This is a genomic window from Aeromonas sp. QDB18 (assembly GCF_027705325.1).
GTDB lineage: Bacteria > Pseudomonadota > Gammaproteobacteria > Enterobacterales > Aeromonadaceae > Aeromonas > Aeromonas caviae.
The window spans coordinates 1-10,788 of record NZ_JAPDBQ010000144.1; the positions used below are offsets into that span (position 1 = coordinate 1).

General features: G+C 64.0%; 9 protein-coding genes. 5 read left to right on the forward strand and 4 right to left on the reverse strand.

Annotation, left to right across the window (positions count from 1 at the left end):
* Positions 1-133: 133 nt before the first annotated feature.
* A complete protein-coding gene (locus OKC30_RS17310; RefSeq protein ID WP_160838365.1) occupies positions 134-742 on the reverse strand; it encodes an arylesterase in 609 nt (202 codons plus the stop codon).
* A gap of 57 nt (positions 743-799) precedes the next feature.
* Here OKC30_RS17310 and OKC30_RS17315 point away from each other — a divergent pair, with 57 nt between their 5' ends.
* Positions 800-1,510: an ABC transporter ATP-binding protein gene (locus OKC30_RS17315; RefSeq protein WP_042016058.1), complete on the forward strand. Its 711-nt coding sequence runs from the start codon at positions 800-802 to the stop codon at positions 1,508-1,510.
* Between the two features lie 64 nt (positions 1,511-1,574).
* The gene (locus OKC30_RS17320) at positions 1,575-4,016 is read left to right on the forward strand and encodes an ABC transporter permease (RefSeq protein ID WP_103858202.1); all 2,442 of its coding nucleotides are present in this window, start codon (positions 1,575-1,577) and stop codon (positions 4,014-4,016) included.
* Between the two features lie 42 nt (positions 4,017-4,058).
* Here OKC30_RS17320 and OKC30_RS17325 read toward each other — a convergent pair whose 3' ends face one another.
* Positions 4,059-4,964 (reverse strand): TIGR01777 family oxidoreductase, encoded by a 906-nt coding sequence (locus OKC30_RS17325; protein WP_052815202.1) that lies wholly within the window; start codon positions 4,962-4,964, stop codon positions 4,059-4,061.
* A 246-nt stretch (positions 4,965-5,210) separates the two neighbouring features.
* Between OKC30_RS17325 and OKC30_RS17330 the strand changes: the two genes are divergently transcribed.
* A complete protein-coding gene (locus OKC30_RS17330) occupies positions 5,211-6,752 on the forward strand; it encodes a cyclic diguanylate phosphodiesterase (protein ID WP_270666751.1) in 1,542 nt (513 codons plus the stop codon).
* 63 nt (positions 6,753-6,815) lie between these two features.
* Here OKC30_RS17330 and OKC30_RS17335 read toward each other — a convergent pair whose 3' ends face one another.
* The gene (locus OKC30_RS17335) at positions 6,816-7,997 is read right to left on the reverse strand and encodes an aminotransferase-like domain-containing protein (protein ID WP_160838369.1); all 1,182 of its coding nucleotides are present in this window, start codon (positions 7,995-7,997) and stop codon (positions 6,816-6,818) included.
* A gap of 199 nt (positions 7,998-8,196) precedes the next feature.
* Positions 8,197-9,264 carry a M28 family metallopeptidase gene (locus tag OKC30_RS17340; RefSeq protein WP_134997252.1) on the reverse strand — a complete coding sequence of 356 codons (1,068 nt, stop codon included), beginning with the start codon at positions 9,262-9,264 and terminating at the stop codon, positions 8,197-8,199.
* Between the two features lie 260 nt (positions 9,265-9,524).
* Between OKC30_RS17340 and trmB the strand changes: the two genes are divergently transcribed.
* Entirely contained in the window at positions 9,525-10,238 is a 714-nt protein-coding gene (trmB, locus tag OKC30_RS17345; RefSeq protein ID WP_010675501.1) for a tRNA (guanosine(46)-N7)-methyltransferase TrmB, read from the forward strand.
* 26 nt (positions 10,239-10,264) lie between these two features.
* The gene (locus OKC30_RS17350; RefSeq protein WP_039040181.1) at positions 10,265-10,597 is read left to right on the forward strand and encodes a YggL family protein; all 333 of its coding nucleotides are present in this window, start codon (positions 10,265-10,267) and stop codon (positions 10,595-10,597) included.
* The last annotated feature ends 191 nt before the right edge of the window (positions 10,598-10,788 follow it).

Consider the following 10,788-nt stretch of genomic DNA (forward strand, 5'->3'; position numbering starts at 1 on the left):
ACACAGCCTTGCCCCCTCAACTCAAATCCAATTTATGAATAATCAGTCAAAAAAGTGCTTATCTGAACAGCATTGGCGCCATGCGGGGGCTTTTTGCTGGGCAAGGGGAAGGGCCAGGGGCCCGGCCACCGGGCTACTGAGTCAGCAGAGGCTCGACAAAGCGGGCGACCTTGTCGCGGATCCGGGGCTGGGCGGTGGCCGTCGGGTGCAGTCCATCGTTCATCATGAGTTCAGGGCGCAGCACAATATCATCCAGAAAGAAGGGCATCAGCGGTAGGTCGTTGGCCTTCGCAAGATCCGGGAAGATCTGCTCGAACTGTTGCAGATAGCGCGCCCCATAGTTGCGGGGCAGCAGGATCTGGGTCAGCACCGTCTTCGCCTGGTGCGCCCGGGCGAGCTCGATCATCTTGGTCAGGTTGGCCCGGGTGATGGCGGGAGCAAAGCCCCGCAGCCCGTCGTTGGCGCCGAGTTCGATCAACACCCAGTCCGGTTTGTGGGTTTCGAGCAGAACGGGCAGGCGGGCCAGGCCGCCCTGGGTCGTTTCACCGCTGATGCTGGCATTGATGAGGGTGTGTTCTCCCCCCTGCTGCTGCCACTTTTCATTGAGCAGGGCAGGCCAGCTCTGTTCGGCCTGCATCTGGTAGCCGGCACTCAGGCTGTCGCCCAGTACCAGCAGGGTCTGGGCCTGGACGGACGCTGCCCAGCAGCACAGGCAACTCACGGCAAACAAGAGACGCATCATGCAGTCAACTCCCACGTTCTATTGTCATTACAGGTTCAGGCAAACAGGATACCCAAGATGAGTTCAACGCCCATTATCGCCGTCAGGGGGCTCGGTAAAACCGTTCGCCTCGGTCAGGAAAGCCTCACCATCCTTGAAGGGATCGATCTGCAAGTCAATACCGGCGAGACGCTGGCGCTGGTCGGTGCGTCCGGTTCCGGCAAGTCCACCCTGCTCGGTTTGCTGGCCGGTCTCGATCTGCCGAGCAGCGGCGAGATAGAGATCCTCGGCCACTCCCTCACCCGGCTGGACGAGGAGGGACGCGCCAGGCTGCGGGCCGAGCAGGTGGGGTTCGTGTTCCAGTCGTTCCTGCTGCTGCCCACCCTGAGCGCCCTGGAAAACGTCATGTTGCCGGCCGAGCTGCGGGGGGAGACCGACAGCGAGCCCCGTGCCCGGGAGCTGCTGGCCCAGGTCGGTCTGGGAGAGCGGTTGCACCACCTACCGCCGCGCCTCTCCGGCGGCGAGCAGCAGCGGGTCGCCATTGCCCGTGCCTTCATGACCCGCCCCAGCCTGCTGCTGGCGGACGAGCCCACCGGCAACCTCGACAGCAAGACAGGGGAGACGGTGATCGAACTGCTGTTTCGTCTCAACCGCGAGCACAACACCACCCTGGTGGTGGTGACCCATGACCATGAGCTGGCCCAGCGCTGCCAGCGGCAGCTGGTGATGTCAGCCGGGCGGCTGGAGGCACAGGCTGTCATGGCGGCCAGGGTGGGAGAGCTGTCATGAGTCAGTGGAGACAGAGCTGCACCAGGGGATCGTTGGCAGCAGCATGGACGGTGAGGGAGGCGTCATGAGTCAGTGGCGACTGGGATTGAAGCTGCTGCGCCGGGAAGGGTTCAGCGGCGAGCTGCGCTGGTTTGTGCTGGCGCTGGCGCTGAGCGTCGCCTGCGTGCTCAGCGTGGCTCTGGTGGCGGATCGGCTGGACGTGGGGCTCAAGGCCTCCGGGCGGGATTTCATCGGAGGGGACAGGGTGCTGCGCTCCGCGACGCCGGCACCGGCAGAGTGGCTGGCGCAGGCGCATCAGGAGGGGCTGGCCGTGCAGACCACGGTCAGCTTCAACAGCATGCTGTTTCACGGTGATACCCTGCAACTGGCCTCCATCCGCGCCGTGCCCGGGGATTTTCCCTTCTACGGCAAGCTGGAGCTCACTCCCCAGCGCGCCCCGGCGCCCGGCGAGATCTGGCTCTCCGCCAGGGTGATGCAACTGCTCGGCGCCAAGGTGGGGGAGGCACTCGAGGTCGGCAACACCCGGCTGACGGTGGCAGGGGAGCTGGGCCAGGAGCCGGATCAGGGGTTCAGCCCCTTCCAGATGGCGCCAAGGGCCTTGATCCACAGCGCCGATATCGAGGCGACCGGGGCCCTGCTGCCGGGCAGTCGCCAGCAGTGGCGCTATCTCGTCAAGGGGCCCCGTGACGCCATCGCCCGCTATGAGGCCTGGCTCAACACCAGGCTGAGCGCCGGGCAGAAGCTCGTCAAACCCGACGATCAGGGTACCCAGGTGGGGAAATCCCTGGGCAATGCCGAGCGCTTCTTCCGTCTGGCATCCCTTGCCGGCGTGCTGCTCGGCGCCCTGGCCATGGGGATAGCGGTGCGCCATTTCGCCGAGCGCCAGACCAACATGGTGGCCCTGCTCAAGACCCTGGGGGCCTCGCGGCGCACCCTGTGGCAACTGATGGGCACCCTGCTGTTCTCCCTGACCCTGGTGGGGGCCCTGATGGGGCTGGTGGCGGGCAGCGCCATGCAGTGGCTGACCCTGAACCTGCTGGGGGATCTGCTGCCTGCGGATCTGCCGCCCCCCTCCTGGCGACCCTTCGCCCTGGGCCTTGCGGTCGCCTTCTTCATCACCCTGATGCTGGCGTTCGTCCCCTTCCTGAGGCTGCTCAAGGTACCGCCGCTGCGGGTGCTGCGCCGGGAGCTGGAGGCGGGGATCCCTCCCTGGCTGACGGTGCCCGTGGGGCTCATCGGGCTGTTTGCCCTGGTGTGGGGCTTTACCGCCGACATCAGGCTGGCCTGCGGGCTCATCGGCGGCATGGGGGTGTTGATGGCGCTGCTGGCCCTGCTCGCCTCCGTGCTGCTGCGTCTTGGCAGTCGGCTCAAGGGGCCCCATGCCCTGCGCCTGGCCATCAATCACCTCTCCCGTGAGCGGGGCAGTGGTCTGTTCCAGCTGGCGGGTTTCGCCCTGGCCCTGATGCTGTTCGGGCTGCTGTGGGCGGCGCGGGTCGATCTGCTGGAGGATTTTTCCACCCGGTTGCCTGCCGACGCCCCGAACCGCTTCCTGGTCAATGTGGCGGACAGCGAGCGGGAAGGGATCCTGGCCGATCTGCACCGGGCCGGGGCCATCACCTCGGACTTCTACCCCATGGTGCGCGGGCGCCTGACCCGTATCGCTGGTGAGGCGGTGGGGGAGGATGCGGCGCGGGAGGGGGTGGACAGAGAGCTCAACTTCACCACCACATCGGCCCTGCCCGCCGACAACAAGGTCACTGCCGGTCAATGGCTGGCCGGCAAGGGGGAGGTCTCCGTCGATGAGGCGCTGGCGGGACGGCTCGGCATCGCGCTCGGAGACGTGCTCGGCTTCACCATAGAGGGGCGGGCGTTCGAGGCCAGGGTGACCAGCCTGAGGTCCATCAAGTGGGACAACATGAGGCCGAACTTCTACATGATCTTCTCGCCGGACGTGCTGGCCCCCTTCTCCCAGACCTGGCTCGGCAGCTATCGTCTGCCGCCTGAGGGGCGAGGGGCAGAGGTGGAACTCATCCGCCGCCACCCCACGGTGAGCCTCATCGATGTGGAGGATCTGATAGGCCGCCTCACCCTGGTCTCCGATCAGGTGAGCCGCGCCCTGGGGTTGATGCTCGGGCTGGTGACGGTAGCCGCCCTGCTGGTGCTGCTGACCCAGACCCAGGCCGGCATGGCCCATCGGCGCCGGGAGCTGCTGCTGATGCGCACCTTGGGGGCGGGCAGCGCCCTGCTCGAGAAGATGCTGCGCTGGGAGCTGGTGGCGAGCGGTGCCCTGGCAGGGCTCTGCGCCGCCATGGTGGTGGAGCTCTGCTCCTTCGGTCTGCAGTGGTGGTGGGAGGGAGCGCAGTGGCAGTTCCACTGGGCCATCTGGGCTGCACTCCCCCTGCTTGGGGCCGTGCTGGTGACCCTGGCTGGACAGGGCATGCGCCGCCAACTGCTGGCGGGTACCCTGAGCGACCGGCTCAGGGGACTGGGGCAGGGGCTGCTCTGATGGCTCGACACATCCCGACCTCGGTCGGGATGTGTCATTGGGTCAACGGGGTGAGTGCAGCAGATTGTCCAGAGCGCCGGGCAGGGCCGAGAAGCTGAAGTGAAAACCAGCCTGCTGCAAGCGGGCGGGCAGCACGTGCTGTCCGGTGAGCAGCAGATCCGCCGCCTCTCCCATCAGGAGTCGCAGGAGGGGTGCCGGTACGAAGAAGAGGTGCGGTCGATGGAGCGTGGCGGCCAGGGTCTCGCTGAACCGGCGATTGCTGACCGGTTGCGGGGCCGTGCCGTTGAAGATGCCGTCACACTCGCCGTGCTCGATGAGAAACAGCATGGCCCGCACCAGATCCTGCACGTGGATCCAGCTCATCATCTGGGTGCCGCTGCCCATGGGGCCGCCGAGGCCGAGGCGGTAAGGGGGCAGCATCCTGGGCAAGGCGCCCCCCTCCATGCCGAGTACCAGGCCGATGCGCAGGATGCAGACCCGGGTCTGGGCCGAGCGGGCCTGCTGGGCAAGCTGCTCCCACTGCTGACAGAGACGGTGGGTGAATTCGTCGTGAGGGCTCTGGCATGTTTCATCCAGAGGAGCGTCATCCTGGCGGCCATACCAGCCGATGGCGGAGGCATTGAGCAGCAATCTAGGGGGCGTGCTGGATAGTTTGACGAGATCCACCAGCTGTTCGGTCAGCAGCCAGCGGCTGTTGCAGAGCAACTGCTTGCGGGACTCGCTCCAGCGTCCGGCGGCGATGGGTTCGCCGGCCAGGTTGATGACGATGTCCACGTCATTGAGGTGATCCAGCCTGTCCAGGCTGTCCAGCAGGGTGACATCGTGGCCGAGCAGCTCGTAGGCCCGGCTGCCCTGGCGGGTCAGCACGACTACTTCGTGCGCCACCTTGAGGTGTGCCACCAGACGGCGGCCGATAAACCCCGTGCCCCCCGTGATCAGTATCTTCATGTCCTGCCTCCCTGACGCTCTAGGGTCTACTCTAGAGCCTGGGTGCCCGATGGACAAGCTCCTGTTTTTATGAGCATTATGATTTTTGTCTCCCAAGACGCCGCCCCCTTTGTCCACGGGGTTGCCGGGCGTTGCGACCACGGGGGGGCGCCGTGGCGCGGCGGTATCAGGGGCTCATTCCGGCTTGCCAAACGGGCGCCAGCGGGTAAACTCGAGCGCTTTTTCGCCATGTTCATGAGGGCCGTTATGCCATTTCGACGTTTGAAGGTGCGTCAATTCTATGTCCGGCTGCTCTGTGCCTTGCTGGCCGGTCTGTTGCCCATGCTCCTTGGGCTCGTCATCGTCATCTGGCAGACCGCCACCGGCGTGAAACAGGATGCGGTGGCGCGCCTGGAACATGCCAGGGTCATGTTCGACCGCACTCTGGACAATGTCCAGTTGGCGGCGTCGGCCCTCACCGGCAGCCTGGGCAGGCCCTGTCTCGAGGTGGTGCAGGGGCTCAGGGATCAGGTGGCCACGGTGCCGGATGTGCGCAGCGTCAACCTGGCCAGGGGGGATCGGATCTACTGCTCTTCCCTCTATGGCCCGGTCGATGGCGGCATCAAGCTGGATGACTATGTCGGGGGCAGGCTCGACCTGATGAAGGGCAACCCGGTCACCCCGAATCGCCCCCTCATCGCCTACCGGGAAGAGGTGGGCGAGTTCAGCGTGCTGGTGGGGGTCGACGGCTACTACCTGCTCAACATCCTGGACATGCTGAGCCGCAACTCCCCACTGGGGCTGGTGGTCGGCAACGAGATGCTGCTGCGAAACAGCGAACTCACCGACAAGCTGATCCCCAAGGATCGCAATGGCTATCTCGAACAGGTCTCGACCAGGTACCCGTTCAAGGTAGTGACCACGGTGTCGGTGGATGAGTACCGTGCCCACATCTGGGACTACTCCAAGGTGGGCGTCATTATTTATCCTCTGCTGAGCCTGCTGCTCGGGGTGGCGGTCTTCTGGCTGATGGGCCGTTCGACTTCGCCGGCCCAGGAGCTGAAACGGGCACTGTCCCAGCAGGAGTTCATCCCCTATCTGCAACCCGTGGTGAACGGGGAGGACGGCCAATGGAGCGGTTGCGAGGTGCTGATGCGCTGGCAACACCCCCGTCAGGGGATGATCTCGCCGGATCGCTTCATTCCCCTGGCAGAGGACAGTGGCCTCATCGTGCCCATGACCCGGCTGTTGATGGCGCAGGTGCGCGAACAGTTTGCGGGCAAGGCGCACCATCTGCCGCGAGGGTTCCACTTCGGCTTCAACATCAGCGCCAGCCACTGCAAGGATCTGAGCCTGGTGGAAGATTGCCGGGATTTCATCAACGCCTTCAAGGGGAATCCCATCAAGCTGGTGCTGGAGCTGACCGAGCGCGAGCTCATCGTGGCGGACGAGACGACGGACCGGCTCTTTGCCGAGCTCCATGCCCTCGGGGTCTTCATCGCCATCGACGATTTCGGCACCGGCCACTCCAGCCTGACCTACCTGCAGACCTTCCAGGTCGACTTCCTCAAGATCGATCAGAGCTTCGTCGGCATGATTGGGTCGGACGCGCTCTCCAGCCACATCGTGGAGAACGTCATCGATCTGGCGACCCGGCTTGGTCTGCAACTGGTGGCGGAAGGGGTGGAGAATCAGGTGCAGGCCGACTATCTGAAGGCCCGCGAGGTGACCTTCCTGCAAGGCTACCTGTTTGGCAGGCCCATGCCCATGAAGGAGTTTGTCAGCCAGCTGGCCGGGCAGGGGCGCTGAGGGGAAAGCGCGAGGCAAAAAAAACCAGCGACCGGGTCGCTGGTTTTTTTATGGCCGGATGGCTCAGAGCATGCGGGCCAGGGCGCGGCACAGACGCTGAACACCCTCTTCCGTGGTCGCCTCATCCACACAGGAGAAGCTCAGGCGCAGGGTATTCTGGATCTCGGGGCGCACATAGAAGGGGGCGCCGGGCACGAAGGCCACCTTCTCCTTGATGGCCTCGTCGAACAGGGCCATGGCACTGACGCTGGACGGCAGGGTCAGCCAGAGGAACATGCCCCCTTCGGGACGGGTGTAGCTGACGCCGGGCGGGCAGTGGCGGGCGAGGGCGGCTTCCATGGCGGCACGCTGGCGACCATAGACCTCCTTGATCTTCTCCAGGTGAGCGTCGAGGGAGTTGTCGGTCAGGAAGCGGTGCAGCACTTGCTGGCTGAAGGCGTTGCTGTGCAGGTCGGTGGCCTGCTTGGCGATGGTGACCTTCTTGCGCAGCCAGTCCGGCACCACCATCCAGCCCAGGCGGAAGGCGGGCACCACCGTCTTGGAGAAGGACCCGAGCAGCACGGTGTTGTGGGGGGCCAGCTTGGCGATGGGAGGGAGGTGTTCCCCCTCGAAGCGCAGCTCGCCATAGGGGTCGTCCTCCACCATCAGCAGATCGTGGCGCACCAGGCGCTCCGCCAGGGCCTCCCGGTTGGCGCGGCTGTAGGAAACACCGCTCGGGTTCTGGAAGTTGGGCACGCCGTAGAGCAGCCTGGCGCTGGAGCCCTGCTCCAGCAGCGCATCCAGCGCGGCCAGATCCAGCCCCTCTTCCGCCAGGGTAATGGGCTTGAAATTCGGTTGATAGACGGAGAACGCCTGGATGGCGCCAAGGTAGCCCGGCTCTTCGATGATGAGATCCTGCCCCTCGTTCACCAGCACCTTGCCCAGCAGATCCAGCGCCTGCTGGGAGCCGCTGGTGATGAGGATGTTGTCAGGATTGACGGCCATGCCGTGGCGGCTCAGGTAGCGGTCGGCGATGAACTGGCGCAGCGGGGCAAAGCCCTCGGTGGTGGCGTATTGCAGCGCGGCGGCTCCCTGCTCGCGCAGCACGTCCTGGCACGCTTGCTCGATGGCCTTGACCGGGAACAGATGGGGGTTGGGCAGGCCGCCGGCGAAGGAGATGATCTCCGGATTGGCGGCAACTTTGAGGATTTCGCGGATAAAGGAAGGATCGACCTTCTCGAAGCGCTGGGCAAAAAACGGCTGCATAGGGTTCTCTCTGACTAGGTGGCGGTCGCTCCATTCAACCGCCAGGTTATCCGTTTGTATCAGATTTCAGAAATGAGGCAATGGCTGTCACAAAAATCCATAAAAAAGGGCAGGTTTGGCACCTGCCCGAATTTTATCGTCCCGACCCCGGTCAGGGGCGCAAAAACCCCTGTCAGGGGGGCATCGGGCGGGATGGGGGTCAGAGCCCCGGCGCCTTGAGGAAGCGGATCATCAGGTCGGTATTGGCCCCGAGCTGCTGCTCGATCCGGCCCGGGAAGAGCTCGGCCATCTTGTCGAGGCGATCATGCTCCGTGTGCCAGATCTTGCCCCACTGGGTCTCGCTGTCCCGGTCGCAGGCGCTCTTGGTGGCGTCGTCGTAGCAGTCCCACAGCGCCGGATTGGTGCTCTGGGAGTAGCCGTCATAGCCATCTTCCCCGTTGATGGTGAAGTTGGTGGCCTCCACGTAGGCGATGGGCACCCCCAGGCAGGCAAAGGGGGCATGATCGGACCAGCTGCCGGTCTCCCCTTCCGGGTAGCCGCTGTAGCTGGGGTGAATGGCGAACGGGGTGGCGGTCTGCTGGGAGATGGCCAGCAGGCGATCGCGCACCTTGGGATCGAAGCTGTAGCGGCTCGGGTCGGCGCAGTTGTACTCGGCCACGTCGGAGTGGGCCGAGTGGACATAGACGATGTCACCCCCGGCGATGGTGTCGTAGTTCACCATGGCCAGCAGCTTGGCGACGGCGTCGGTGTCGAGACTGGCGGCATAGGCTTTGGAGCCGTTGAGGCCGTTCTCCTCGGCGCCGAAGAAGGCGAAGCGCACCGTGTAGGGCAGGGTCTCTCCCTTGAGTGCCTCGGCGACAGCCAGCAGGGCGGCGACGCCAGCCCCGTTGTCGGTGGCACCTTCGGATCCTTTCTTCTCGCCGGTGCTGTCATAGTGGGCACCGATGAGGATCACCTTGTCGCTCTGACCCTTGAGCTCGGCGACGATGTTCTGGGAGGTGCGTTCGGTTCCGCCCCGGGTGTAGGTGAACGGCTGGTTCTGCACCTCGTAGCCCCAGCCGGCCAGGTGATCCTGGATCCAGGCGGCGGCGCGGGTTTCGGCCTCGGTGCCAGTGGGACGAGCGCCTATCCCTTCTGCGCCAGAGCTCAGTTGCACCAGAAATTCATGGGCTTGAGCCGCGGGGGCAGGGGGTTGGGAGTCGTTGTCAGAGGGGTTGCAACCGGCCAGCAGGGCAGGCAGGACGAGGGCCAACAGGGTTTTCTTCATGCTGCAATCCTTTGTTGTATATGGTTTTATTTTTCCGCGTCAGGATGAACCCGACGTCCGGCAGATTCTGTGAAGGGGGTGGCATTTGTCAACCTTGCCGGTGGATGTGGGCAGTCCCGGGGGATTTGTTGTGGGAAACACTTGCGCCTTGTGCCTATCTTGGGATAATTCGCTCCCCTGTTTTTGCGAACTGATGCAATAACGAGCGATCCATTTATGTCGGCTCTGTTCCAGAGCGATGCAATAACGAGCAATTTACTATGTCTGTGACCCAAGATGTGTTTAACGAAGACGGCAAGTTCATGCGCAAGATCCGCAGCTTCGTCCGTCGCGAAGGCCGCCTGACCAAAGGGCAGGAGAAGGCCCTGGAAGAGCTCTGGCCGGTCATGGGCATCGATTTCGCACCAGAGCCGCTCGACATGGTGGCCCTGTTTGGCCGCGAGGCACCCGTGGTGCTGGAGATCGGGTTCGGCATGGGCGCCTCCCTGGTGGAGATGGCCAAGAACGCCCCCGAGAAGAACTTCATCGGCATCGAGGTGCACTCTCCGGGTGTGGGCGCCTGCCTTGGCACCGCCCAGGAGGCGGGCGTCACCAACCTGCGCGTCATCTGCCACGATGCGGTGGAAGTGCTGGAGCACATGATCCCGAACGGTTCTCTCTCCTGTCTGCAGCTCTTCTTCCCTGACCCCTGGCACAAGAGCCGCCACCACAAGCGTCGCATCGTGCAGCCTGCCTTTGCCCAGGATATCCGCCAGAAGCTTGCCATCGGTGGCGTCTTCCACATGGCCACCGACTGGGAGAACTACGCCGAGCACATGCTGGAGGTGATGAGTGCCGCCGAGGGGTACGAGAACACCTCCGCCACCGGCAACTGGGTGCCCCGTCCCGACTGGCGCCCCCTGACCAAATTCGAGCAGCGTGGCCATCGTCTGGGCCACGGTGTCTGGGATCTGATTTTCAAACGAGTCAACTGAGTCAACGTATCAACTAAGGAGCTATCATGGCCAACCGTAGCCGCCGTCTGCGTAAAAAACTGCGCGTTGATGAATTCCAGGAAATGGGGTTCGACATCAGTTTCAACTTCCCGGTCGGCACCGCCGAAGAGACCATTGATGCCGTGGTCGATGCGCTGATCGACGAGGTGATTGAGCCTCGCAAGCTGGCCTTCGCCGGCTCGGGTCACCTGGCCTGGGAAGGGATGATCTGCACCCAGCAGCTCGGCAAGTGCACCGACGAAGACCGTTCCGCCGTTCAGACCTGGCTGCAAGGCAAAGGGCTGGAGGCCGTGGTGGTCACCGAGCTGTTCGATCTCTGGTACGGCGAGCCGGCCTGATATCTGACTGCCTCCCGGGCAGATAGAAAATCCCGCCGCCGGCGCAATGCTGTTCAGATAAGCACATTTTTGACTAATTATTCATAAATGCGACTTGAGTTGGGGGAGCAAGGTTGTTTCCAGTCGATGTTCCTTCAGCCTTTATCCAGCGTGGCTTGCAATAGAAAGAGGGAGGCATCATGCCTCCCTCA